This is a genomic window from Noviherbaspirillum humi, assembly GCF_900188095.1.
Taxonomy (GTDB): domain Bacteria; phylum Pseudomonadota; class Gammaproteobacteria; order Burkholderiales; family Burkholderiaceae_D; genus Noviherbaspirillum; species Noviherbaspirillum humi.
In genome coordinates this window covers 238,529-261,713 of the sequence record NZ_FZOT01000004.1, presented here as the reverse complement: position 1 = coordinate 261,713, position 23,185 = coordinate 238,529, and the positions used below count along the sequence as shown (strand labels likewise).

Here is a 23,185-nt window from a genome sequence, read left to right as displayed (position 1 = left end):
TGCCTAGCCAAGCCAGTACCATTAATTTTTACTTGCTTAACTTTCAGCGATAACCGCGCTGCCAGTTAAGCCGACTTGGAGGTGGTCACCATTACGAATGGAGTTCTCTTCAGGTTCATACTTCTTAATTAAATTGGAGAGACACGCAATGGCATCCGGTATCGTCAAGTGGTTCAACGACGCAAAAGGTTTCGGCTTCATTACGCCCGATGAAGGCGGCGAAGACTTGTTCGCTCATTTTTCGGCGATTCAGGGCAAGGGCTTCAAATCCCTCAAGGAAGGCCAGCGCGTCACTTTCGAAGTGACCACCGGCCCGAAGGGCAAGCAGGCCACCAACATCCTTCCCCAGTAAGGCTGGTTCCGGTCTCCGGATAGGCGTCTGTCCGGAAAGGAGGGACGACAGGGATGCGTACGCCCTCGCGTGCGCGAAAGCCGCCTCAAGCAGAAGCGCAGACCGCGCGCATGCATGCATGCGGGCGGTCTGCGCGTTCTTTCCATCCGTGCCGCCGGCCAAGCGGCCGGAATCGCGGCTGCGGTCGCCTAGATGTCGTACTGGTCCAGTAGCGCCATCGGCGAAGGCTGGCTGCGCTTGGCGCTGGTAATGGTGATGGCGTCGTGCGTCGGCTTGCCGCCACGCTGCTCGGCCGCCCGAATCTGCTGCCGGATATAGCGCGACAGCGAAATCCGCTTGTGCGAGCGGGTCAGGCCGATGCTGCTGCGGCACTGCAGGCCATCTTCGAACACGATGCGAACGTCGCAGCGTGCTTCGCCTTCTTCCGGCGCCTCGGGCGCCCAGGCTTCCAGCACCGAATTGGCCGCGGCGATCGTCGAAACGCGCGCCCGGGCAAAGAAGCCATCCATGCGTTCGATCAAAATCCGCGCGATATCGATCTTGTCGGCGACGGCTGCCGTCATCTGAGCTCCTTCAAGGTTTAACGCTTTCATCATGGGAGGGAATGCGCTTTGGCGGCGCGCATCGCTAACGAAAAAAGCCCGCATGCCGATGCGGCGCGGGCAAATCCAATCGAGAATTGGAGGAGACGGGGTGATGGTATCCAAACAAGCGGACGCAGTCTGCTTTATTGATCGCATAACAGATATTCACCAAAGCAAGATCTCGCCTGGCGAGTGCCTCGCTTGGGCGGAGTCTGCTTGGCGCTGATGGCGGCCCGCGCCATGCCGGCATTACTCGAGCACCCCTCCCGGCCGCGCCGAAACGGCGACAACGCCCGGATTCAGCATACCGCACCGATCAGCGCAAGCCCTTCCGCCGCTGCGCTTGCCGACCATCAAGGAAATGCCATCAAGCGCGGCTACATTGCAGGAACATGAAGCAAAAACAAGGGGACCCCATGCAATTCATGACGCTGCTCGACTTGGCCGACGACTGGATCTTCCCGACGCTCATCCTGTTCTTCTTCATCGTCTGCGTGCGCGATGCCTACCAGATGACGCGGATCAGCCAGGACCCGCACGATTAAGCCGCGCTGAATTCACCATCCGACGCTTCGACGCCGCTGCCCAAGCCATGCGCCGGCGGGCGGGGAAAATCGCCGTGGCGCCGCATCATCTCCCGGAATGCCGGCTGCCGGGCCGCCAATTCCTCCACCGTTCCGGCGTCCTGGACTTCCCCGTTTGCCATCAGCACGATGGTGTTGAAATGGCGCAGAAGGTTCATGCGGTGCACCGATGAGACGATGCAGGCTTCTGGGAAGGCGGCGCCGATGCGCACGAGCACGTTCTCCTCGGTGACGGGATCGAGCGCGCTGGTGGGTTCATCCAGGAACAGGATGGAGGCGCCGCTTGCCGACAGCAGGCCGCGCGCCAGGCAAAGGCGCTGCCGCTGGCCGCCCGACAGATTGCAACCGCGTTCTCCCAGCTGCGTATCCAGGTCCAGGCCCATGTCGGCCATGACCGCATCGAAGGCGCTGGCATGCAGCGCGCCGGCGATGTCGCCGTCCGCATGCTCGCCGGAGAGCGATGCGTTCTCGCGTATCGTGCCTTCGAATACATCTGCCTCCTGCGGAACAAGGCTGGCAAGACTGCCCAGATGCCGGGTGTCCGGGAAGACCTCGCCATCCACCTCGATGACCGCATGGCGCGGATCATACAGCCCGGCCAGCACCCGCATCAGGGTGCTCTTGCCGGCGCCGCTCGGTCCTACCAGCGCCACCCGGTCGCCGCGCCGCAAAGCGAGGCTGACATGCCTCAGGCCGGCCGAAGCGGAGGCAGCGGATGTCGGCACCGCATCGGCGCTCCCCGTCGAGCGGGCGGGATGCTCGTAGCACAGGCCGGTGATCCGGATGCGCTGCCAGCGCGAGGGAAGGGCGGCGCCGCAGGGTGGCCGGTCTGCCGCGCGCCAGATCGCGTCGGCGCTGGCGAGGTCGGTTCTGGACCGCGCCACCGTCTGGAACTTGTCGGCCAGGGCCAGCACCACGCTCCGCGCCTGCTGCGCATACTGGTGCACCATGAACACGCCGCCGATGAGAATCGCGCCGTCGATCCGGCTGAGCCAGACCGCGGCCGCCACCAGCCCCCAGGTCAGCGCAATGCTGGCGAGATCGGCGATGCACCACTTCGCCTCCACCAGGGTGATGCTGCGCCTTGCCGGCACGAAGACTTCCTCGAGGCGTTCGCCGCTTTTTTGCCGGGTGCTGTCATGCAGGCGCAGCGTCATGATGGTGCCGACATTGCCGAGGAAGTCGAGCAGCTTGGACTGGAACCGGCGCTCGGCCGCGTTCTCTTCCGAGGCCAGGCGCATCAGGGCGATGTCGAAGCGCGTCATCATGAAGCCGATCAGCGCATAGCCGGCCAGCGCGATCAAGCCCAGCGACGGGGAGAACAGCATCAGCGCCCCGGCGGCGCCGATGAAGTGCACCACCGCCTTGATGTAGTGGAACTGGTTTTGGGTGAAGCTGTGCAGGGCAAGCGATGCCTGGCTGATGCGCTGCTGCACCTCGCCGGAATGGTGCCGGTCATGCCAGGCGAGCGGCAGCCGCATCAGCTTGGCATACAGCGCGTCGGTGAAGTTGCGGCGCACGTGGAGCGCAACGGTGCGTTCGCCGACCCGGCCCGGACCATGCAAGGCCCAGGCGAGCACGGCGGCGGCGATGATCGCCGCGCCGTAATACGCAGCGGTCGACAGCGCCTGCGCGCCATGCTGCTGCAGTTCATCCAGCGCGCGGGCACCGAGCCAGGGCGACACCAGTTCCAGCAGGGCCGCGCCGATCAGCATCACCCAGGACAGGCCCAGCCTGAAGCGCGCGCCATGGGCGTGCCGCCACATGTTGACATACAGGCCACCGGACGGCAGGGCAGCCGGGGGTGGTGAGGAAACGGCGGTAGAGGAAAACTGCGCAGGCATGAGGTTCGGCGGATCGGCGTCGGAAGGCGGACTCCAACATCCTGGAAAGTCCACCATAGCCGTGTTTATGGAAGGCAATACTAGCATGCCGATTTGCCTATCCCTAAGCGGTGAAACGCCCGTGTTGCGTTAAACCCTCGCCTGGCGGGCGAAGCGTTATCGGTTCAACACACCCCTTGTCCGGCTGACAAAGGCTAAGGGGATCGCGCTTTCTCTTCGCGCGGCGCTCCGCCGGAAATGACGGCCGTCGGGGATGGAATCAATGAAACCACGGTCACCAGTCCGCCTGCCTGGCGCGCGGCTTCGAGGCGACGGCATCGAGCCAACCATCTCGCTGCCGGCGTTCGGCCGGACCCAACAGCGGCTTTCGATCGAAGCGATGCCGGTCTTGTCCGTCTTGCATTCCATCCGCGCCATTTCTTCATGTTTTCAATGACTTGGATGTCTTTGGGCGCGGCAGGCGAGGGCTGGCACGGTCCTCGCGATATAGGGCTCGAGTGCGACAGATTTCACTCACCACACCAACCAGCCATCCAGGAGAATCGACATGAAAGCCATCATCATCCAAGACCTGCGCATCGAAACCGACCTCGACGGCGAAGCCTTGCGCGCCGTGCGCGGCGGCACCTATGCCTTCCGCATGCCGGCCTGGTCCGCCCCCAGCTTCGATCTGCACCTGTCCGACACCAAGTTCGACGCTTCCCAGCAGCTGCAGCAAAGCCAGGGCACCCTGGTCAACAACGGCAACAACGTCGCCTTTGCCTCCGGCATCACGGCCAACGTCACGCCGACCCAGAACGGCAGCAACAACATCAACTTCCATTGATCCACCCGCCACACCTTTAATCCCATTCACGAATCAGCCCAGGAGAACCATCATGAAAACCCTCATCCTCAAAGACCTGCCCGTTGCCACCACCGAACTCGGCGCCGACGCCCTGTCCGCCGTCGTCGGCGGCTGCGGCTGGAGCATGCCTTCCTGCCTGCCGGCCATGCCGTCCTACTGCGCCCCGTCCTACGGCGGCCCGAGCGTGTCGCTGGACAAGTCGGCCACCACCTTCAACGCCAGCCAGCAGCTCGGTCAGCAGCAGAACACCGTGGTCAACAACGGCAACAACGCCGCCTTCGTCTGCGGCACCACCGCCAACGTCGCCCCCAGCCAGTGCGGCCACAACAACATCAACTTCGGCTGATGAAACGCAGGCGGGGCGCATGCCGCTCCGCCTCGCATGGCCATCACTAATCACCGATTCAAGGAGAACGACATGACGCAATTGATGATCAAGGATATCCCGGCGGCCCGGGAGATGGAGCGCGGCGCGCTGGCGGCAGTACGCGGCGGCTATGCAGTGCCGGCGGCGCTGGGCGCGCTCGGCGGGCTGGGCAAGGTGGCGGATGTGAACATCAACATCAGCCAGAACATCCAGCAGCTGCAGAACGTGCAGGTGAATGCGCTGAACAACGTCGGCGTGATCGGCGCCGGCTTCGTGATGCCGAAGCTGGACGTCAGCCCCTCGCAGTGGGCCAATGCCGGCATCGCGCTATAAGTCGGACGCCGGCTCGCTCGAGGAGCCGGATCAGCCATCCAAGAAGATTGGCGGAACGCTCAGACCGGGATGCTCTGCTCGCTGCTTGCCGGCTCTTCCGTTTCAGGCACGTCGGCGCCATCGGCGCTGGCCAGCATGTCACGCACCCGCTTCAGCCACAGGCCCTTGTCCGACAGTCCGCCGTTTTCGGCTGCGCCTAACGCTTCGCGGCTGCCGAACAGGCGGCCTGCTTCTTCGAGCGAAAGATCCAGCGCGCCAGCCATCGGCAGCGCAGGCCCATGCGATGGCGATGCTTCGTCCTGGAACAGGATGGCGCCGTCATCGTCGGACAGGCGCAGACCACGCGAAATGAAATCCGGATGCTGGGCCAGCCAGCCTTCCGGCGAGCAGATGGTTCCCTCGGCGAGCGAGGGGCCGCGCCGGCTCACCGGCGGGCCGAACCGGATGGCGTCTTCGGGAATGCCATCGATGATGGCATAAGCGTCGCGCAGCAATGCTTGGGTTGCTTCGTTCATCGTTCTTCTCCCTGTTGTTGGAGAGTTGACGATATCGCAATCGCGGCCCGACTTCAATTGCCGGAAGCGAGATTGCTGAATTGGCCGGCCCCTGTCACCGCGCGGGGAGGGAAATCAGCAGCGGCCTTTCTTGGCCTGGCCCGGCGGGCAGTGAACCGGGCCGCCGTCCTGAACGACCACGCGGGTAACCGGCACGTCCGGAACGACGACGCAGCCAGCGAGGATAAACACGGAAAGCAGGGAAATCGAAATGAGCTTCATTGTTGAGGTGATGAGATTAGGATCTTGGTGGATTCGAGTGCCCGGAATGAACTGGGCGGTCGCATGTTACCTTAAGGAAATCTTTTCCTGTTTGCTTTCCCTCAATCTCGTCAATTAAATTGTGACGCTTCGTAACCGTACTTGGCGCGCGCCTCCAGGTACTTCTTCACCGCTGTCGCCATCTAACTTCGCACGATTCTTTACCTGCCTTAAATCAGATTGCCGGCCCCCTGCGCGGCTAGCAAAGACGGCCATCACTTCCCCTGGAAGCACGGCGACACGGCACGGAACCGGTCCGTATCGCTGCGCCGCGGACGCACGACTATCCGGCCTCACCCCTCCATTCGCGATTTGCCGCATATCCAAATCCGTTCCCGTTTTAAGGCGGAATGTGCATTAGCAAGCGCAAATTGATTCGTTCCCGGCGACATGGATCGTGCTTAAAGTGGCAAGCCATCGGTCCCGTCCTGATGCAAGCAGCCAATCGGCGCTTAGCCAGGGGGGGAGCCCATGTACAGCCCGAGTCACCTTCTTGCATTGGAACCGCCATGTCCATTCTTCTCATCGCCGGCAGCCCCTCATGGGCGTCGCGCTCCAGCCGCCTGCTCGCCCATCTCGGCACCGGGCTGGCTGAACTCGGCCATCGCATCGCGTCGGTGGAGGTTATCCGCCTGCCGGCCGAGGCGCTGCTGCATGCCCACTTCAAGCATCCTGAGATCCTGGCGGCTGGCGCACTGGTGGAGCAGGCACGGGCGGTGATCGTCGCCACGCCGGTGTACAAGGCAGCCTACAGCGGCGTGCTGAAGGCTTTTCTCGACCTGCTGCCGCAAGACGGCTTGCGCGGCAAGCTGGCGCTGCCGCTGGCCACCGGCGGCAGCCAGTCGCACATGCTGGCGCTCGACTATGCGTTGCGGCCGGTGCTGGCCGCGCTCGGCGCCCGGCACGTGCTGCCCAGCATTTATGCCACCGAGGACCAGGTGCGCTGGAGCGATGACGACGGCTTGACGCTCGACGCCGGCATTGCCCGCCGCCTCGACGAGGCCATCGATGCGCTCGATGCCGGCCTGCGCGCATCGGCTGGCCATCAAGCGGGGACAGCTTCCTTCGTCCCGTTCGCCGACATCCGATGTAGCGTCTAACGCCTCTTCCCTGCAACGTCGCTTGCTTTTTCAACCGCCTCCCGACACGCGGCGGACGGGCGACGCCATGCCGAAAATTTCGCTTTTAACCCAACGAACAAGGAAAAACATGAGCCTCATCGACCCTCAGCGCCGCGCCAGGCGGCGCACCCTCGGCCTGCTCGCCGCCACGGCCGCCGGCGCGATCGCAACGCCGTTCGGCGCCCTGGCCCAGGCCAGGGGCCAGCTGCGCATCGGCTATCAGAAATACGGCACCCTGACGCTGCTCAAGGCGCGCGGCACGCTGGACAAGCGCCTCGCGGCCCAGGGCGTGGAGGTGAAGTGGACCGAATTTCCGGCCGGTCCGGTGCTGCTCGAAGGGCTGAACGTCGGCAGCATCGACTTCGGCACCGTCGGCGAAGCGCCGCCCATCTTCGCGCAGGCCGCCGGCGCCAATCTGGTCTACGTCGCGAATGAACCGGCGGCCCCGCTGTCGGAAGCGATCGTCGTGCCGAAGGATTCGGCCCTGCGCCGCGTCGCCGACCTGAAAGGCAGGAAGGTGGCGCTGAACAAGGGCTCCAACGTCCACTACCTGCTGGTGCGGGCGCTGGAGCAAGCCGGCTTGAAGTACGGCGACATCCAGACGGTGTACCTGCCGCCGGCCGATGCCCGCGCCGCCTTCGAGCGCGGCAGCGTGGATGCCTGGGTGATCTGGGACCCGTTCCTCGCCGCCGCTGAAAAGCAGCTGGGGGCCCGCATCCTGGCGGACGGACGCGGCCTGGTGAGCAACCACCAGTTCTTCCTCGCCTCGCGCCCCTATGCCGAGCGCAATCCGGCGATCCTGAAAGTCATCCAGGAAGAGTTGCAGCAGGTGGACGACTGGGCCAAGGGCAATGTTCGCGAAGCCGCCGCCATCCTGGCGACCCAGATCGGACTGGAGACACCCGTCGTGGAGCTCGCCGCCAGCCGCTACAGCTACGGCATCGCCCCGGTCAGCGAGGCTGTCATCGCCGAGCAGCAGAAGATCGCCGATGCCTTTGCCAATCTCAAGCTGATCCCGAAACCGATCCGCGTGCGCGACGCGGTGTGGAACCCGGTGGCGGCGACCGCCCGGATAGGCGGCTGAACAGGAAAGGAAAAACCATGACCCTGAACGTATTCTGGTTCCTGCCGACGCATGGCGACAGCCGCTATCTCGGCACCACCCGCGGCGTGCGCGCCGTGACCCACGACTATCTGCAGCAAGTCGCCGTGGCCGCCGATACCAGCGGCTACGACGGCGTGCTGATCCCGACCGGGCGCTCCTGCGAAGATCCCTGGGTGGTCGCCTCCAGCCTGATCGGCGCCACCAGGCGGCTCAAGTTCCTGGTGGCGATCCGTCCCGGCTTGAGCACGCCGGGGCTGGCGGTGCGAACCGCCGCCACCTTCGACCGTCTTTCCGGCGGGCGCCTGCTGGTCAATGTCGTCACCGGCGGCGACCAGGCCGAACTGGAAGCCGATGGCCTGTTCGCCGACCATGCGACCCGCTATGAGATCTCCGACGAATTCCTGCGCATCTGGCGCGCAGCGCTGGCCGGAGAGGGCGGCGAGGCCGGCTTTGACTTCGAAGGGAAGCACCTGAAGGTAAAGGGTGCGAAGACGCTTTACCCGCCGGTGCAGAAACCCCATCCGCCGCTTTATTTCGGCGGATCCTCGCCGGCGGCGCATGAGCTGGCGGCGGAACAGGTGGATGTCTATCTCACCTGGGGCGAGCCGCCGGCCGCGGTCGCCGAGAAGATCGCCGACATTCGGGCGCGCGCCGCGCGCCACGGCCGGACGGTGCGCTTCGGCATCCGGCTGCACGTGATCGTGCGCGAGACCAGTGAAGCCGCCTGGGCGGCGGCGGAAGACTTGATCAGCCATCTCGACGACGAGGTGATCGCCCGGGCCCAGACCGCCTTCGCCAAGATGGATTCGGAAGGGCAGCGGCGCATGGCCGCGCTGCATGGCGGACGCCGCGACAAGCTGGAAGTGTCGCCGAACCTGTGGGCAGGCGTCGGCTTGGTGCGCGGCGGCGCCGGCACCGCGCTGGTGGGCGACCCGGAAACCGTGGCGGCGCGCATGAAGGAGTATGCCGACCTCGGCATCGAAACCTTCATCCTGTCCGGTTATCCGCATCTGGAAGAAGCCTATCGCTTCGCCGAACTGGTCTTTCCGTTGATCGGCAAGGGCAGGCAGGAGCCGCAGACCGCGCTGACCGGCCCCTTCGGCGAAGTGGTCGGCAACGGCTTCCTGCCCAAGGTCGCGCAGAGCTAGGAGCGGACATGCACATCACCACCACCGATATCGAAGCGCTGGCGCCTGCCGAGGCACGGCTCGACCGCTTCCGGTTGCTGCGGCGCCTGTTCTCCCGATTGACGCCCTGGATCGTGCCCTGCGCGCTGCTGCTCGGTTGGCAGGCAGCCGCGCAGATCGGCTGGCTGTCCAGCCGTATCCTGCCGGAGCCGCTCGCCGTGATCCAGTCGGCCTGGACCCTGGCGCTCTCCGGCGAACTGTGGCAGCACGTGCGCACCAGCGCATGGCGCGCGCTGTCCGCCTTCGCCGTGGGCGGCGGCCTCGGCCTGCTGCTCGGATTGCTGACCGGTTCCTTCCGCCAGGCCGAAACCCTGCTCGACACCACGATCCAGATGATCCGCAACATCCCGGCGCTGGCGCTGATCCCGCTGGTCATCCTCTGGTTCGGCATCGATGAAGCGGCCAAGCTGTTCCTGGTATCGGTCGGGGTGTTCTTTCCGATCTACCTCAATACCTTCCACGGCATCCGCTCGGTGGACCAGGGGTTGATCGAAATGGCGAAGAGCTATGGCTTGTCGGGCTGGCCGCTGTACCGGGATGTCATCCTGCCGGGCGCGCTGCCGTCCATCCTGGTCGGCGTGCGCTTCGCGCTCGGCCTGGTCTGGGTGCTGCTGATCGTATCGGAAACCATCTCGGCGCAGTCCGGCATCGGCTACATGACGATGAATGCCCGCGAATTCCTCCAGACCGACGTGGTGCTGGTCGGCATCCTGCTTTATGCGCTGCTGGGCAAGCTGGCGGACGTGCTGGCGCGCGCGCTCGAGCGGGCCGCGCTGCGCTGGCATCCAAGCTATCAATGAAAGGATCATTCGCATGACAACGACACTTTCCCGCCAAGCGGCGGCTCTGCAGGCGGTGCCTGCTCCGCCGGCGCGCGGGGTGCAGGTGGACCTGCGCGGCGTGCACAAGGCGTTTGGCGGCCGCGCGGTGCTGCAGGAGGTGGACCTTCGCATCGCGCCCGGCGAGTTCGTCGCCATCGTGGGCCGCAGCGGTTGCGGCAAAAGCACGCTGCTGCGCCTCGTCGCCGGATTGGAGAAAAGCGAGCGCGGCGCCATCCGTTTCACCGACGGGAGCGGCGGCAGCCGGCAGCCGCAGACGCGCATCATGTTTCAGGACTCGCGCCTGCTGCCCTGGAAGCGCGTGATCGACAACGTGTCTCTCGGCTTGCCGCGCTCCTCTGCGGCGCAGGAGGCATTGCATCAGGTGGGTCTGGCGGAACGCGCCCATGAATGGCCGGCTGTGCTGTCCGGCGGCCAGCGGCAGCGGGTGGCGCTGGCGCGCGCCCTGGTGCATGAACCGGATCTGCTGCTGCTGGACGAACCGCTCGGCGCCCTCGATGCATTGACCCGCATCGACATGCAGCAGCTCATCGAGCGTTTGTGGAAGCAGCGCGGCTTCACCGCGATCCTCGTCACGCATGACGTGCAGGAAGCGGTCGCGCTGGCGGATCGGGTGGTGCTGATCGAAGACGGCCGCATCACGCTCGACGAGCGCATCGCCTTGCCGCGGCCGCGCGCCCGCGGCGATGCTGCCTTCGCCAGGCTGGAGGAAAGCATTCTTTCGCGGGTGCTGCGCCAGCCGGCGCGGCATCCCGACAGTTCGCCCGGCGACGAACGCTGGCGAAAAAGCGTCGGCCAGGTCGCCTGGGCGATCTGATCCACCCCATTTCTCAACTCCGACCTGACACCCCTTTGATTTGAAACACCTTTGAAAGGATTTGCAATGACGATTCAAGCCATCAACGTGCGCAACCAGTTCCGCGGCAAGGTCAAGGCCATCATCGACGGACCCGTCGTGTCTGAAGTCGATGTCGAAACCCCCGCCGGCATCGTCACTTCGGTCATCACCACACGCTCCGTGCGCGACCTCGGTCTCGCACCCGGCGTCGAAGTGGTGGCCCTGGTGAAGGCAACCGAAGTTTCCATCGCCAAGCTCTGATGACTGCCAGCCGGCCTGACGCATGACGCCGGGCCGGCTGGCAAGCGATTCCTTCCCTCCTCATTGCGGCACACGCCGCGAACAAGCGATACCCGCAGGCATATGTAGATAAGTGCCTGCTGCCGAATGCGCTGTCCGCAGATGCATGCTTCGGCCCGCCACTGGATTCACTATCCGCATCGGCACGGCTTGGCGCCGGGATAAGTCTGCACGCCAAGCTTCTTCTGCATCACGATCATCGCGCCATGTGCCGCCGGACATTCCCCGACCGCCGAGAAGCCCTGTCGAGCGAAGAAACCCTGCGCGCTGAGGGTGCTGTGGACATGCAGCGTCCGTGGCCGCGAGGATGCCACCTGGCCGCACAGGCGCTGAAGCAGAAGCGCTCCCAACCCCTTGCGCTGCATCGCCGGCGCCACATACAGCAAGGCGAGCTTGCCCGGGCGCGCCAGCATCCCGATGCCGGCCATCTCGCCATCCAGCGTCGCCACAAGGGCGCGATGCGCCGGCCAGGCGAACCAGCTGCGCACCTGGTCGGGTGTGATCGGCTCCAGCCAACGTGAGAGGACCATGGCATCGGCGCCATGGTCCGCCCGGCAGCCGGCGATGATGGATTCATGGATCAACCGGCATGCGGCCTGCGCATCGGATTCCAATGCGCGTTTCAGCGTGGGGGACATGGGCATGGGGCAAGCAACATCGAGAAGTTGGACAACGGGGCCGAAGCCGGCCTTTCTGCATCGATAGCGTAAGACCCCGCCGCAGCGGCAGGAACGAATAAATCCGTTTATCCATATGCGAAACACGGTGTTCACAGGCCGTCGCTGCGAAGCCGCCACGCTCTTGCCGGCGCCCGGTTTGCACTGGCTGAAAAAGCGAATATCCATAGTAATAATCGTTCGTTCCCAGGCGCGCCGCGCAGCGCTAGCATCGATTCAGAGCATCCGTTTCGCTTTGCCTGCACAGGCTGAATCGGATCACGCCGTTTTTACTGAACGAACGAGGACATATGGAAAGCGAAAAGAACAAGGGTGAATGGGTTTCGGATGGCGCGACATCGAACAGCCATCACGTCGATGTGCTCGTGATCGGCGGCGGTCCGGCCGGCGCGTGGGCCGCCATCAGCGCAGCGGCGCGCGGCGCCAGCGTTTTGCTGGCCGACAAGGGTTTTTGCGGCACCTCCGGCGCCACCGCGCCTTCCGGCACCGGCGTCTGGCATGTGCCGCGCGACAAGGCATTGCGCGAGCAGGCCAAGGCGAGCCGCCTGCAACTGGGCGGCCATCTCGCGGAGGATGCCTGGATGGACCGCGTGCTCGAGCAAACCTGGCTCAATGTCGAGCGCCTGACGGAGTGGGGCTATCCGTTTCCCACCGACGCACAGGGGCAGCTGCGCCGGACGTCGCTGCAGGGCCCGGAGTACATGCGCCTGATGCGCAAGAAGGTGAAGGAGGCCGGCGTTCGCATCCTCGACCACAGCCCGGCGCTGGAGCTGCTCGTGGACGAGCAGGGCGCAGTATGCGGCGCCATCGGCGCCGACCGGCAGCGCGGCGAGAGCTGGGCCGCCCGCGCCGGCGCGGTCGTCATCGCCACCGGCGGCTGCGCTTTCCTCAGCCGGGCGCTCGGCTGCAACGTGCTGACAGGCGACGGCTTGCTGATGGCGGCCGAAGTCGGCGCCGAGTTTTCCGGCATGGAGTTTTCCAGCGCCTATGGCCTCAGCCCGGCCTTCTCCTCGGTGACGAAGTCGCTGTTCTACAACTGGGCGAGCTTCTATCGCGCCGATGGATCGGCGATCGAAGGCGCGGGCTCCGCGCGCGGGCGCGGCGTCATCGCAAGGACGCTCGAGACGGAACCGGTGTACGCCTGCCTCGATCGCGCCGACGCGGATATCCGGCGCTGGATGCAGACCGCGCAGCCGAACTTCTTCCTGCCATTCCAGCGCGCCGGCATTGACCCGTTCACGCAGCGCTTCCCGGTCACCCTGCGCCTGGAAGGCACGGTGCGCGGCACCGGCGGGCTGAACCTGGTCGACGACTCCTGCGCCACCACGGTGCCCGGCCTCTATGCCGCCGGCGACGCCGCCACCCGCGAACTGATCTGCGGCGGGTTCACCGGGGGCGGCAGCCACAATGCCGCCTGGGCGCTGTCCTCCGGTTTCTGGGCCGGCGCCGGCGCGGCGGACCATGCGCGCTCAGCGAGGTCATCGGCGCGGCGTGCCGCCCGCCGCGCCGGCGGCGTGGCGATCAGGGGCAAAGGTAGTGCGCAGCTCGACAGCGCCGCCCTGGTCAGGACGGTGCAGAACGAAGTCTTTCCCTATGCCTTCAACTGGACCCGGTCCGCCGATACGCTGCAGGCGTCGCTGGCGCGCCTGGATGCCGCCTGGCGGGAGGCGAGGGCGACTGCGCCCGCCGCATCGGTCAACGAGAGGGTGCGGGCGCGGGAAGCCACGGCGATGCTGGCCACGGCGCGATGGATGTATCGCAGCGCCTTGCAGCGGACGGAGACGCGCGGCATGCATCGCCGGCGCGATCACGCTTTGAGCGATCCGGCGCAGCGCCACCGGCTGATCAGCGGCGGCCTGGATGAAGTCTGGACCCGCACGCAAGCGGTGGCCTCCGGCTCGCCGCTCGCGCCGGCGCGGCTGGAAGGAGTGGCGGCATGATCGAGATCGTCAGCGCCGACCGCTGCACCGGATGCAATATCTGCGTTCGCGTCTGCCCCACCAACGTCTTCGAGGCGGTGGCGAACGCCGCCCCGCGCATCGCGCGTCAGTCGGATTGCCAGACGTGCTTCATGTGCGAGCTGTATTGTCCGGAAGACGCCCTGTTCGTCGCCGCCGAGGCCGACGGCCCGAGCGATATGACGGAGGCGGCGCCGGCCACCCAGGCGCTGCTGGGCAGCTACCGCAGCGCGATCGGCTGGAAGCGCGGCCAGCGTCCCACCGCCGGCCTCGATGGCAGTTTTGAACTTCTCGAGCGAGTTCACTGATGGCGACTTACCCGAAGCGTTTCATCCCCGGCACGGCAGCATCGCCGGCATCTCCCGCGCGCCGGCGCCTGCTGGGCGCGGCGCTGTCCGCCAGCGCCGTCCTGGCGGCCCCCGGCATCGCGCTTGGCCAACGCGCCGAAAAGGCAACGCTGCGGCTCGGCTATATCGGGCCGTCCCGGCAACCCGCCCTGGCGACCGGCTGGGCATTGAGGCAGGGCATCCTGCAGAAGGAACTGGCGCCGCTCGGCTTCGATGCCGTCACGACCCATGCGTTTGCGAACGGGCCGGACCTGAACGAGGCTTTCCTGTCCGGGGCGCTCGACGTCGGCATTTACGGCGACACGCCAGCCATCGTGGCGTACTCGCGCGGCTTGAACGGCCGCCTGATCGGCTTCGAGAACGTCGGCATGAATGCCTGGCTGCTGGCGCCGAAGGAGGGCGTGTCATCGGTGGCGGAACTGGCGGGGAAGGTGGTGGCGGTGCCGCTGGGGTCCTACATGCATCGCTATCTGCTGGGCACGCTGAAGGAGGCTGGCCTGGGCAGGAAGGTCAACATCGTCTACATGCTGCCGCGCGACGCGGAACCGGCGCTGGCGCGCGGCGCGATCGCGGCGTTCGCGGCGCCCATCGATACCGGCCCGCTGCTGGCGTCGCGCGGCTATCGCATCATCGACGAAGCGTCGCGCCATCCGGCGCTTCTCGGTACCTCGGTCATCGTCGCTTCGGAAAAGCTGCTGGCCAAGGCCCCGGGTGTACGGGATGCCTGGAGCCTTGCGCGGCAGGCTGCGCTTGCCGAGATGCGCAGCGATCCGGAGCGCTACTATGCCTTCCATGCCGAGGTGTCGGGCTTTCCGGTACCGATCGTCAAAGCTTCGCATGCCTTCAGCCAGATGCCGGAGGAACCTTACCCGCCCCGCGCGCTCGGCCTGCTCAACGAGACCAGGAAATTCCTCCTTGCCGAAAACCTGATGCGCAGGGATGTCGACCTGGGGCTCTGGAGCGGAAAAGGGGCTACCTAGCGCAAAGGCGGGTTCCGGCCTGCCGGAACGCCGCGGAGAAATCGCATGAACATCCTGTTGACCCCGCAATTCCATCGGCCGATCGCTAGGTCGGGCGATCGCCTGATCTGGGTGGCGTGCCCGCGGCCGCCCACCGTGGTGGCCGCCAAGGCCGCGCATTACCGCGCATGGCAGGCGGAAGAGCGCGAGCGCCTTCAGGCCGCCGGGGAAGCGGTCCTGCTCGTGCCGATCAGCCACTGATCTTGATGTCGCCTCATTTGGCGGGGCAGTGCAGACAGAAGATGCCCGTCATGCGCGCTCTTTACTCCGGAGAGATCGCTGCCGTTCTGCTGCGAAAAGAAAAGACACGAAATTTTTAAAATGATAAATTGCCCGACTTGGCTATTCGTGAATTCAAGTGGGGCAAGAAGTGCAATCCGGAACAGATGCAGGCCTCTCGAGCGCCGCACGCCAGTTGGCGAAAAAACAAGAACAGCTCAACCTGGTGTTTGACAATGTGGCGGATGTCATCTTTGTTCTGGACGTCGTCGATGACGCGAATTTCATATTTTCCGCGGTCAACCGGCGCTTCCTCGAGACCACCGGCTTGTCGCAGGAAGCCATTCTCGGGAAAAGCGTCTATGAAGTCATTCCGCCGCCGGCCCATGCGCTGGTGACCGGCAAATATCTCGAAGCCATCCGCGGACGCAAGACCGTATCCTGGGAAGAAACGTCCGACTATCCGGCCGGGACCAAGATCGGCCGGGTAAGCGTCTCCCCGATTTTCGACGGCAACGGGCGCTGCACGCAGCTGATCGGCACCGTGCATGACATCACGCAGTACCGCCGCATGCACGACCAGCTGCTCAAGGTCGAGGAACGCTGGCGCCTCGCGCTCGAGGGGTCCGGCGCCGGCGTGTGGGATTGGGACATCAAGGCCGATACGGTCAATCATTCCCAGCAGTGGAAGAAATTGCTCGGCCTCGATGACGAGGAGATCGGCCTGGGCCTGGGAGAATGGAAGGACCGGCTCCATCCCGACGATCAGCCGCGCGTCTGGGCGGAGACTCAGGAGGCATTCGCCCGGCGTCGCACCGCGATCCAGTCCGAGCACCGTCTGCTGCATCACCAGGGGTATTGGATCTGGGTGAGCGGCCACGGCATGATCACCTACGACGCGCAGGGCAATCCGGAGCGCATGATCGGCACGATCGTCGACATCACCCTGCAGAAGGAAGCGGAGCGGGCGATGCAGCTGGCGAGCATCGTTTACCGGCAAAGCAGCGAGGCAATGGCCATCACCAACGAGGCGGGTGTCGTGCTGACCGTCAACGATGCGTTCGCGCGCAGCCGCAAGCTCAACGCGGATGCGATCGTGGGCAGGCCGCTGATCGAATTCTTCGATGAGGAGCACGGTTCGGATGCCCATGAAAAGATCCAGCAAAGCCTGAGCCGCGAAGGGCACTGGCACGGCGAACTGTGGCACCGCGACCCGCAGCGCGGCGAGGTCGCCGAACTGTGCACCATCGATACCATACGCAATGCCGACGGTTCGGCCTTCAGCAGGATATATCTGTTTCTCGACATCACGGAACGAAAGCGCTCGGAGCAGGTGATCTGGCGGCAGGCCAACTTCGATGCCCTGACCGATCTGCCCAACCGCAACATGCTCGGCGATCGGCTGGTGCAGCTGATCGAGGCGGCAGGCGCGCGCGGCACGGCGGTGTCCCTGATGCTGATCGACCTCGATCGGTTCAAGGAAGTCAACGACGGCCTCGGCCATTCGGTCGGCGACCAGTTGCTGGTCCAGGCAACCCAGCGCCTGCGGTCGGCAGTGCGCGCCATCGATCTCACCGCCCGCCTCGGCGGCGATGAATTCGCCGTGGTCTTGAGCGACGGCAACGACAGCCGCACGGTGGAACGGATGGCTGAAGCCATCAACGATGCGCTTTCCATTCCTTATGATGTGGAAGGCAACCGCATCCACGTGTCCGGCAGTATTGGCATCGCCCAATATCCCGGCGACGCCAGCAGCGCGGAGGAATTGATCAAGCACGCCGACCAGGCGATGTACGCCGCCAAGTCGCTGGGCGGGAACCGCCATTGCCATTTCCTTCCGACCATGGAAGAGCGCATCGTGGCCCGGCGCCGCATGGTCAACGATCTGCATGCCGCGCTGTCCTCCGATCAGTTCTTCCTGAATTACCAGCCGATCGTCAACCTCAAGGACGGCACGGTTTCCAAGGTGGAGGCGCTGCTGCGGTGGAAGCATCCGGAACAGGGGCTGATCAGTCCGGCCCACTTCATCCCGCTGGCGGAAGACATCGGCGTCATCGGTCCGATCAGCAACTGGGTCGCCCGTGAAGCCATCAGCAGGTTCGCGCCGCGCTGCCGCGCCGAGCCGCAGCAATTCGAGGTCGCGATCAATGTCTCCCCGGTGCAGTTTCGCCGCGGAACCCGGGCGATCGGAACTCTGCTCGAAACCATCGAGGAGTTCGGCATACCCTATTCGTCGATCGTGGTGGAATTGACCGAGGGCATGCTGCTGAACCTCGACGACACGATGAAGAAGAAATTCGCGATGCTGCAGGAAAAGGGCGTCAAGCTGGCGCTCGACGATTTCGGCACCGGGTACTCGTCGCTGTCCTACATCACCAAGCTGCGCTTCGATTACCTGAAGATCGACCGGCTGTTCGTGCATGAACTCGGCACCGACCCGACCCGGCTCGCTCTGTGCGAAACGATGGTCTGGATGGCGCACAAGCTCGGCATGAAGGTGGTTGCCGAGGGCATCGAGAACGAGGTGCAGAGCCGGATCCTGACGGATCTCGGAGCCGACTTCGGCCAAGGCTTCCTGTTCGCCAGACCTATGTCATTCGACGACGCCAGCCAGCATATCGATGCCACCAACAAGAAGGCCGAGTGCAGGGCATCGCCCATCGCGCTGGCCGGTCAGCGCACAGCGAGCCGGTTCAGAACCTAGCTCGCCGGCTCCGCGCAAACGGGTGGCGGGTCGGCAGAAGTAGGGCGCCTGGCCGGGATCAAAACGATCAGCATGAGGGCAGAAGTCTGCGCACAAGCGCCACTTCGGGCGCATCATCCCGCCCGAACTCATTTTTCGTGAACGCGCATCCATACCGTGGCTGCGCGACGACGGCGGGAGACGCGACATCATCGCCCGCCGGCTTCGCGCCATGCTGCTCCCAGTTCACCAGCGCATCGAACGCTTCGACCAGTTCCGCCACCGTGAAGTCGCAGTGGCCGGGGGAGCGGATGCTGCGCTGTACCAGCCACCCGGCGCTGCCATTGTCGATGGCGCGCTGCCGGTAAATCTGCTGCATTCTGAAGGGCACGAACAGGTCGCCGAGCGTATGCAAGGACACCACCGGCACATCGAACTGCCCATTGACCTTGGGAATCCAGCGCAAGCCGTCGGTGCGCCGCCGGTTGGCATCCGGCGCGGCCGTGACGCGCAGGATCTGGCCGTTCATCGCCAGCTCCTCGGGAGAAAGCGACGGGTCGGCATCGAGCTGATAGACAAGGCCGGTGGTGTCCGAGGCGTTTCGGTTCAGGATCCCGCCTGCCGTGCCGTCGCTGCCAAACCATTCCCAGAGATGGTCCTGGACCGGCTCGAGGCCGAAACTGTCTTCGGCAATCGGCCTGGCGCCACCGGACAACTGCACCAGGGCAGCCCGCAACTTGCGGCCCGCCTCGGTCGGCTGCAGGGGGTAGACATTCCACAGCCGGTCCTTGAGTGCGCCCTCGATCGCGGCGAAATTGGATACCGGGTAGGCCGCCGCCGGCGCGCCGCCCAGGTATTGGGCCGCCATCTGATAGGCGGTGAAATACGAAAGCAGTTCCGTGTCCCCGACGACGCCGCATAGGCTCAGCGCGCCGTGGTAGCGGTATTTGTTGACCGCGGTTTCCTGCGTTTCACGTTCCACGGCCGCTGCGGCGACATGCCCGCCCATCGATCCGCCAACGATATAGGTGCGATTCGGCGCCGCAAGCGCGCGCCCATGGCCGGCCGCGATGGCAGTAAAGGCGGCGGCCAGGGCGTTGGTATCCTCGATGCCGGCGCGCACGTCGTAGTTGTTGCGGCTGAACGAGGACGCTGCCCAGGCATATCCCCGTTCGATGAGATGGCGGCGGATGGGCGGGTCGTTGACGACGAGCCTGGGATCTGCTTCCGCAAAGCCATGCGCATACATGACCAGCCTGCCGTTCCAGTTCTTCGGCACCTCGATCCGATAACCGGCACCGTTCAATATCCCGGTCCAGCGGTCGGTCTCTACGGATGAGCCCGGCAAGGACGAAAAGGGCAGCGCGGCTTCATCCACGGTAAATACGCGGCTGTCCTGGGCTCTGGCTTCTTCCTGCGGGGCTGGCTCGGCTTTTGCGGGTTCCGCGGCGAATGCCGCCGGCATGAATGCGGCGCCAAGCCAGGCCGGCAAGGCGGGGGCGAACAGTCCCGCTGATAAAGAGACGCAGAGTATGCTGAGAAATGGTAACGATCTGGAACGAAACATGGTTGGCAGGCAGCGCGCATGCGCGTGGACGGGGCGGATCAGAAGCGCAGGTCGGAGGGCTTGAAGGAAAGCATGGGTCGGCATCGGGCCCTAAGCGAATACGGTTAACCAGAGAGCACAGGCGGCATTAAGTTCACTACGACGCTGAAAGGCTGCCGTGCCGTGATCCGAGAAGGTTTCGGTGCAAGCAAGCCTTCAATATCGGTTTTCGATTCCGTTGGCAAAAGGAGTTTTCAGCCATTGCTGCATAAGGCTTGCCATGCGAAATCAAGCCCCGACAAACTAGACTGAAGCCGATAAGTTCTTGGAACCCCAATGAGAGGTTTGATGGGAAGAAAACGGATATCCGAAAATGGCTAGATATGGACCCTTTTGAATGGCTGCTGCGCTCATGTCGGTGCAAAGTTCAAATGTCCGCTGTGCTGCCAAGTTGAAATGTCCGGTCTTTTGCTGGACGAGGTTGTTTTTTTGGAGGCTTTCCAGAGGGTGCAACTTGGGCCACGGCTTGAGCGACATCCTCACTGCTGAGCTGCCGTTGCGTCTTCTTTCCAGGCATGGCCTGCTTCGGCACCGTTGGCACGCCCCGATTGGTACGTGATGGAAAGGTCTGCCCCCGTCGACTGTCACGCTGCTGCTGCACCAGTTGCGCAATCTGTAGTACATGTCCCAGCCTCTTGTTTTCCACGATGGCTGCCTGATCAATGTCCGGCAGGCGGTCATAAGCGACGCAGAGGAGGGCGCGACCGTCATGCCGCGGCTCGATTCTTCCATCCGGGTATTCATACACAGCGATGTATTTGCCAATGAGCCGGCGATTGGCTGCAATGTCGGCCAGCAGGTATAAGGTATGGTCGTACTGCAGGGTGAGCGCATGCGATACCTTGCGCTGCTCACGATACGTAAAAATTAACTCCAATTCCTCGTCCTGCCTGACTGCCCGATGTACATCCGCGTCGCTTCTGGGCGGCTTGGCAAACCGCCGGTTGTAGTCGGCTATGAACTGTGGCGCGAAGGCATTGGCATCTTCCATCGTCGAAATGCCTTGCAGCCGCAATTCCTTGACCAGGCGGTCCTGCAGTGTCAAGTTGGCCCGCTCCACACGTCCTTTGGCCTGGCTGCTGTTGGCGCAGATACTTTGAATATTGAGCTCATACAACGCTCGTCCGAATTGCATATAGCCTACGCCAGCCTGGGCCTGCTTGCGGGTGACACGAAACACGCTGTACTGGTCGCTGTAGAACGCCTGCGGCTTGCCGTGCAGTTCGATATACCGCCGCGTGGCTTCAAAGTAGCTGAGGTTGACTCCGTATGGGTGAAGTGCAGATGCATCAGCCGGCTAGTGGCGTCGTCGATAAACACCAGCAAAGTGCAAGCCGCAGCACGGTCTTCGAACCACCGATGGTCGCTGCCGTCGATTTGGATCAGCTCGCCAACACAATGCCGCCGGTTCCTAGGCTGGTACACCGAGCGATCCCGCAATCGCCTGGGAATCCATAATCCGGCTTCCATCATGAGTTGGCGAACCGTCTCGACACCCAGATAAAGTCCATGACACTCACGCAGCTTCTCGCAGGCCAGCGTAGGCCCGAAATCGGCATACCGCTGCCGGATCAGGGTTAATGCTGCGTCAGCCACACCATTAGACAATTGATGATTGCTGCGCCGGCCGCGCTTGCGCGACACCAGCCCAACAGCACCTTCGGCCCCATATCGCAGCACCAGGCGCCGAACCTGTCGCGTCGTCAATTCCAGTCGTTCGGCTGCCTGCAGCGGCTTCAGATTGCCATCGACGACCGCCGCGATGACTTTGAGCCGCTCCGCTTCCTGCATGCTCATTGTGATGGTCCCAGTCTTCGCCATGGCCAGCTCCCGTACTCAGAGCTCCATAGCTTGCATCTACTCTTGCTTTACTATCTTTCCAAATGACAAATACGGACATTTCTACTTGGGAGAAAACGGACATTTCTACTTGGGACCTACAGCTCATTCTTCCGATAATTTACCTTATGTAAAATAAGCCTTGTTCGAGTTTGCGGAAAACCGTTGTAACCGTTCTTCAGCCAATTGAGAACGCCGAACCTCCCTGCGTCTCCTGCCGTTCAAACCGGCCATCCGACCAACCCGGCGAACATGCGCGACCGCTCTGCCGTCATCAATGAAGCTTTACCCTCGGCGTCGTCCGCTGTCTCAGCCACTGCACCACCGTGTCCACCACCATGCGCATCGCGCCTCGCAGCGCCAGCACGTGCATGCGGTAAAGCGAGGCATACAGAACCCGGGCGATCAGGCCGTCGATCAACAGCGAGCCGCCGACCAGGTTTCCCATCAGGTTGCCGACGGCGCTGACCCGCCCCAGCGAAACCAGCGAACCGAGATCGCTGAACTTGAATTCCGGCAGCGGCTTGCCAGCCAGGTGCAGCTGCAGCGCCTTGAAGAGAAAAGCGGCTTGCTGGTGCGCCGCCTGGGCCCGCGGCGGCACCGGCTTGCCATCGTCGGGCGATGGGCAGCTGGCGCAGTCGCCGAAGGCGAAGATGCTCGAGTCGCTCGGCGTCTGCAGGGTTTGCTTTACTTCCACCTGGCCGAGTCGGCTGAGCGGCAAACCAAGCGTCGACAGCACCTCCGGCGCCTTGATGCCGGCCGCCCACACCACCAGGTCGGCCGGCACCCGCTTTCCGCTCTGGGTCAGCACCGCGTCTTCCCTCACTTCGGTCACCCGTTCCGACGTCATCACCCCGATATTCATGCTGTGCAGCAGCTCGGTGGTCGCCTTCGATACCCGCTCCGGCAAGGGACCCAGCAGGCGCGGACCCGCCTCAATCACCGTCAACTTTACGTCCTTGACCGGATCCAGCTGATGCAGCCCGTAGGCGCGCAGCACCTGGGCGGTGTTGCGCAGCTCCGCTGACAGCTCGACACCCGTGGCGCCGCCGCCGATGATCACCACATCGACCTGCGGATTGCTTTCGCCGGCATGCTCGCCGAGCCGGTTCTGCGCCCGCATGCAGGCGGCGATCAGGCGCCGCCGGAAGCGTTCCGCCTGAGGCACGGTATCGAGCGCGATCGCATGTTCCGCCGCACCCGTCGTGTTGAAGAAATTGGTGACGCTGCCGATTGCCAGCACCAGGGTGTCGTAGGCGATTTCGCGTTCCGGAAGAATCTCGATGCCGTCTTCGTCGAGGGATGCGGCGACGCGGAGCTGTTTTCGCTCCCGGTCCAGCCCGATGAGCGCACCTTGCTGGAACTCGAAATGGTGCCACCTGGCTTGCGCGATGTACTCCACCTGATGGGCATGAATGTCCAGGCTGCCGGCGGCCACCTCGTGCAGCAGCGGCTTCCACAGGTGGGTTGGGGAGCGATCCACCAGAACGATCTCCGCCCTGCCCTTGCGCCCGAGCTTGTCGCCGAGGCGGGTCGCCAATTCCAACCCGCCGGCGCCGCCGCCGACGATCACGATGCGATGCCCTGTGGAAGGATTCATCGGTTCTCCGAAGTTGAGGATATGGCGTGCGTCATCGGCCGCTGGCGAGCAGGCAAGCCCAGCCGACATGACACACTCTGGAGTGACAGGCAGCCGGCCCCGCCGTTCCTCGGCGGGATTG

At 64.3% G+C, this 23,185-nt stretch carries 24 protein-coding genes and 1 pseudogene; 17 read left to right on the top strand and 8 right to left on the bottom strand.

Features of this window, described 5'->3' with window-relative positions; translation table 11 throughout:
• The first annotated feature begins 148 nt into the window (after positions 1-148).
• Positions 149-352 carry a cold-shock protein gene (locus CHB88_RS09565; protein WP_089399084.1) on the top strand — a complete coding sequence of 68 codons (204 nt, stop codon included), beginning with the start codon at positions 149-151 and terminating at the stop codon, positions 350-352.
• Between the two features lie 188 nt (positions 353-540).
• Here CHB88_RS09565 and CHB88_RS09560 read toward each other — a convergent pair whose 3' ends face one another.
• Positions 541-1,059 (bottom strand): hypothetical protein, encoded by a 519-nt coding sequence (locus CHB88_RS09560; protein ID WP_143131198.1) that lies wholly within the window; start codon positions 1,057-1,059, stop codon positions 541-543.
• Between the two features lie 93 nt (positions 1,060-1,152).
• Between CHB88_RS09560 and CHB88_RS24375 the strand changes: the two genes are divergently transcribed.
• Positions 1,153-1,332: a hypothetical protein gene (locus CHB88_RS24375; protein WP_143131197.1), complete on the top strand. Its 180-nt coding sequence runs from the start codon at positions 1,153-1,155 to the stop codon at positions 1,330-1,332.
• Between the two features lie 20 nt (positions 1,333-1,352).
• Positions 1,353-1,481: a hypothetical protein gene (locus CHB88_RS25845; protein WP_281255005.1), complete on the top strand. Its 129-nt coding sequence runs from the start codon at positions 1,353-1,355 to the stop codon at positions 1,479-1,481.
• On the opposite strand, the gene CHB88_RS09555 is transcribed toward CHB88_RS25845, so the two are convergent.
• Entirely contained in the window at positions 1,478-3,364 is a 1,887-nt protein-coding gene (locus CHB88_RS09555; RefSeq protein ID WP_089399082.1) for an ATP-binding cassette domain-containing protein, read from the bottom strand. The two genes, CHB88_RS25845 and CHB88_RS09555, sit on opposite strands and share 4 nt — an antisense overlap.
• A gap of 547 nt (positions 3,365-3,911) precedes the next feature.
• On the opposite strand from CHB88_RS09555, the gene CHB88_RS09550 reads away from it, so the two are divergent.
• The 3 genes from CHB88_RS09550 (at position 3,912) to CHB88_RS09540 (ending at position 4,911) form a co-directional block, all read left to right on the top strand.
• A complete protein-coding gene (locus tag CHB88_RS09550; protein WP_089399081.1) occupies positions 3,912-4,190 on the top strand; it encodes a hypothetical protein in 279 nt (92 codons plus the stop codon).
• A 52-nt stretch (positions 4,191-4,242) separates the two neighbouring features.
• Positions 4,243-4,557: a hypothetical protein gene (locus CHB88_RS09545; protein ID WP_245844805.1), complete on the top strand. Its 315-nt coding sequence runs from the start codon at positions 4,243-4,245 to the stop codon at positions 4,555-4,557.
• A gap of 72 nt (positions 4,558-4,629) precedes the next feature.
• Positions 4,630-4,911 (top strand): hypothetical protein, encoded by a 282-nt coding sequence (locus CHB88_RS09540; RefSeq protein WP_089399165.1) that lies wholly within the window; start codon positions 4,630-4,632, stop codon positions 4,909-4,911.
• A gap of 59 nt (positions 4,912-4,970) precedes the next feature.
• Here the strand turns inward: CHB88_RS09540 and CHB88_RS09535 are convergent, their stop codons facing one another.
• Together CHB88_RS09535 and CHB88_RS25125 are read right to left on the bottom strand one after the other, a co-directional pair.
• Positions 4,971-5,426 carry a hypothetical protein gene (locus tag CHB88_RS09535; RefSeq protein ID WP_089399080.1) on the bottom strand — a complete coding sequence of 152 codons (456 nt, stop codon included), beginning with the start codon at positions 5,424-5,426 and terminating at the stop codon, positions 4,971-4,973.
• A gap of 114 nt (positions 5,427-5,540) precedes the next feature.
• Complete coding sequence (locus CHB88_RS25125) at positions 5,541-5,687, bottom strand: hypothetical protein (protein ID WP_176442392.1); 147 nt, start codon at positions 5,685-5,687, stop codon at positions 5,541-5,543.
• A 548-nt stretch (positions 5,688-6,235) separates the two neighbouring features.
• On the opposite strand from CHB88_RS25125, the gene ssuE reads away from it, so the two are divergent.
• The 6 genes from ssuE (at position 6,236) to CHB88_RS09505 (ending at position 11,077) form a co-directional block, all read left to right on the top strand.
• Positions 6,236-6,826 (top strand): NADPH-dependent FMN reductase, encoded by a 591-nt coding sequence (gene ssuE / locus CHB88_RS09530; protein WP_089399079.1) that lies wholly within the window; start codon positions 6,236-6,238, stop codon positions 6,824-6,826.
• A 109-nt stretch (positions 6,827-6,935) separates the two neighbouring features.
• Positions 6,936-7,931: a sulfonate ABC transporter substrate-binding protein gene (locus CHB88_RS09525; RefSeq protein WP_089399078.1), complete on the top strand. Its 996-nt coding sequence runs from the start codon at positions 6,936-6,938 to the stop codon at positions 7,929-7,931.
• A gap of 23 nt (positions 7,932-7,954) precedes the next feature.
• Complete coding sequence (ssuD, locus tag CHB88_RS09520) at positions 7,955-9,100, top strand: FMNH2-dependent alkanesulfonate monooxygenase (RefSeq protein ID WP_176442405.1); 1,146 nt, start codon at positions 7,955-7,957, stop codon at positions 9,098-9,100.
• 8 nt (positions 9,101-9,108) lie between these two features.
• Complete coding sequence (gene ssuC / locus CHB88_RS09515; protein ID WP_089399076.1) at positions 9,109-9,939, top strand: aliphatic sulfonate ABC transporter permease SsuC; 831 nt, start codon at positions 9,109-9,111, stop codon at positions 9,937-9,939.
• Positions 9,940-9,952: 13 nt separating this feature from the next.
• Positions 9,953-10,795, top strand: coding sequence for an ATP-binding cassette domain-containing protein (locus CHB88_RS09510; RefSeq protein WP_089399075.1), 843 nt, complete (start codon positions 9,953-9,955; stop codon positions 10,793-10,795).
• A 66-nt stretch (positions 10,796-10,861) separates the two neighbouring features.
• Positions 10,862-11,077, top strand: a complete 216-nt coding sequence (locus CHB88_RS09505) for a TOBE domain-containing protein (RefSeq protein ID WP_089399074.1) — start codon at positions 10,862-10,864, stop codon at positions 11,075-11,077.
• A 170-nt stretch (positions 11,078-11,247) separates the two neighbouring features.
• Here CHB88_RS09505 and CHB88_RS09500 read toward each other — a convergent pair whose 3' ends face one another.
• On the bottom strand, positions 11,248-11,961 hold the full coding sequence (locus CHB88_RS09500) for a GNAT family N-acetyltransferase (RefSeq protein ID WP_089399073.1): 714 nt from the start codon (positions 11,959-11,961) through the stop codon (positions 11,248-11,250).
• Positions 11,962-12,083: 122 nt separating this feature from the next.
• On the opposite strand from CHB88_RS09500, the gene CHB88_RS09495 reads away from it, so the two are divergent.
• From CHB88_RS09495 to CHB88_RS09475, 5 genes are all read left to right on the top strand, one after another.
• Positions 12,084-13,733 carry an FAD-dependent oxidoreductase gene (locus tag CHB88_RS09495; protein ID WP_089399072.1) on the top strand — a complete coding sequence of 550 codons (1,650 nt, stop codon included), beginning with the start codon at positions 12,084-12,086 and terminating at the stop codon, positions 13,731-13,733.
• Positions 13,730-14,059, top strand: a complete 330-nt coding sequence (locus tag CHB88_RS09490; RefSeq protein WP_089399071.1) for a 4Fe-4S dicluster domain-containing protein — start codon at positions 13,730-13,732, stop codon at positions 14,057-14,059. The genes CHB88_RS09495 and CHB88_RS09490 overlap by 4 nt, the downstream gene beginning before the upstream one ends.
• Entirely contained in the window at positions 14,059-15,078 is a 1,020-nt protein-coding gene (locus CHB88_RS09485) for an ABC transporter substrate-binding protein (protein WP_089399070.1), read from the top strand. The genes CHB88_RS09490 and CHB88_RS09485 overlap by 1 nt, the downstream gene beginning before the upstream one ends.
• Positions 15,079-15,123: 45 nt before the next feature.
• Positions 15,124-15,318 (top strand): hypothetical protein, encoded by a 195-nt coding sequence (locus CHB88_RS09480; protein ID WP_089399069.1) that lies wholly within the window; start codon positions 15,124-15,126, stop codon positions 15,316-15,318.
• Positions 15,319-15,532: 214 nt separating this feature from the next.
• On the top strand, positions 15,533-18,040 hold the full coding sequence (locus CHB88_RS09475) for a sensor domain-containing protein (protein WP_143131196.1): 2,508 nt from the start codon (positions 15,533-15,535) through the stop codon (positions 18,038-18,040).
• A 67-nt stretch (positions 18,041-18,107) separates the two neighbouring features.
• Here the strand turns inward: CHB88_RS09475 and CHB88_RS09470 are convergent, their stop codons facing one another.
• From CHB88_RS09470 to CHB88_RS09460, 3 genes and pseudogenes are all read right to left on the bottom strand, one after another.
• On the bottom strand, positions 18,108-19,484 hold the full coding sequence (locus CHB88_RS09470) for an alpha/beta hydrolase (protein ID WP_143131195.1): 1,377 nt from the start codon (positions 19,482-19,484) through the stop codon (positions 18,108-18,110).
• Positions 19,485-19,992: 508 nt separating this feature from the next.
• Positions 19,993-21,446 (bottom strand): annotated as a pseudogene (locus tag CHB88_RS09465) (ISNCY family transposase).
• A gap of 292 nt (positions 21,447-21,738) precedes the next feature.
• Positions 21,739-23,064: an NAD(P)/FAD-dependent oxidoreductase gene (locus tag CHB88_RS09460; RefSeq protein ID WP_089399066.1), complete on the bottom strand. Its 1,326-nt coding sequence runs from the start codon at positions 23,062-23,064 to the stop codon at positions 21,739-21,741.
• Between the last annotated feature and the right edge of the window lie 121 nt (positions 23,065-23,185).

Coding starts and splice junctions, on each gene's coding strand:
- CHB88_RS09565 (WP_089399084.1), top strand. CDS start 149: ATGGCATCCGGTATCGTCAAGTGGTTCAACGACGCAAAAGGTTTCGGC.
- CHB88_RS25845 (WP_281255005.1), top strand. CDS start 1,353: ATGCAATTCATGACGCTGCTCGACTTGGCCGACGACTGGATCTTCCCG.
- CHB88_RS09555 (WP_089399082.1), bottom strand. CDS start 3,364: ATGCCTGCGCAGTTTTCCTCTACCGCCGTTTCCTCACCACCCCCGGCT.
- CHB88_RS09550 (WP_089399081.1), top strand. CDS start 3,912: ATGAAAGCCATCATCATCCAAGACCTGCGCATCGAAACCGACCTCGAC.
- CHB88_RS09545 (WP_245844805.1), top strand. CDS start 4,243: ATGAAAACCCTCATCCTCAAAGACCTGCCCGTTGCCACCACCGAACTC.
- CHB88_RS09540 (WP_089399165.1), top strand. CDS start 4,630: ATGACGCAATTGATGATCAAGGATATCCCGGCGGCCCGGGAGATGGAG.
- CHB88_RS09535 (WP_089399080.1), bottom strand. CDS start 5,426: ATGAACGAAGCAACCCAAGCATTGCTGCGCGACGCTTATGCCATCATC.
- CHB88_RS25125 (WP_176442392.1), bottom strand. CDS start 5,687: ATGAAGCTCATTTCGATTTCCCTGCTTTCCGTGTTTATCCTCGCTGGC.
- ssuE (WP_089399079.1), top strand. CDS start 6,236: ATGTCCATTCTTCTCATCGCCGGCAGCCCCTCATGGGCGTCGCGCTCC.
- CHB88_RS09525 (WP_089399078.1), top strand. CDS start 6,936: ATGAGCCTCATCGACCCTCAGCGCCGCGCCAGGCGGCGCACCCTCGGC.
- ssuC (WP_089399076.1), top strand. CDS start 9,109: ATGCACATCACCACCACCGATATCGAAGCGCTGGCGCCTGCCGAGGCA.
- CHB88_RS09510 (WP_089399075.1), top strand. CDS start 9,953: ATGACAACGACACTTTCCCGCCAAGCGGCGGCTCTGCAGGCGGTGCCT.
- CHB88_RS09505 (WP_089399074.1), top strand. CDS start 10,862: ATGACGATTCAAGCCATCAACGTGCGCAACCAGTTCCGCGGCAAGGTC.
- CHB88_RS09500 (WP_089399073.1), bottom strand. CDS start 11,961: ATGGATATTCGCTTTTTCAGCCAGTGCAAACCGGGCGCCGGCAAGAGC.
- CHB88_RS09495 (WP_089399072.1), top strand. CDS start 12,084: ATGGAAAGCGAAAAGAACAAGGGTGAATGGGTTTCGGATGGCGCGACA.
- CHB88_RS09490 (WP_089399071.1), top strand. CDS start 13,730: ATGATCGAGATCGTCAGCGCCGACCGCTGCACCGGATGCAATATCTGC.
- CHB88_RS09485 (WP_089399070.1), top strand. CDS start 14,059: ATGGCGACTTACCCGAAGCGTTTCATCCCCGGCACGGCAGCATCGCCG.
- CHB88_RS09480 (WP_089399069.1), top strand. CDS start 15,124: ATGAACATCCTGTTGACCCCGCAATTCCATCGGCCGATCGCTAGGTCG.
- CHB88_RS09470 (WP_143131195.1), bottom strand. CDS start 19,484: ATGCCGGCGGCATTCGCCGCGGAACCCGCAAAAGCCGAGCCAGCCCCG.
- CHB88_RS09460 (WP_089399066.1), bottom strand. CDS start 23,064: ATGAATCCTTCCACAGGGCATCGCATCGTGATCGTCGGCGGCGGCGCC.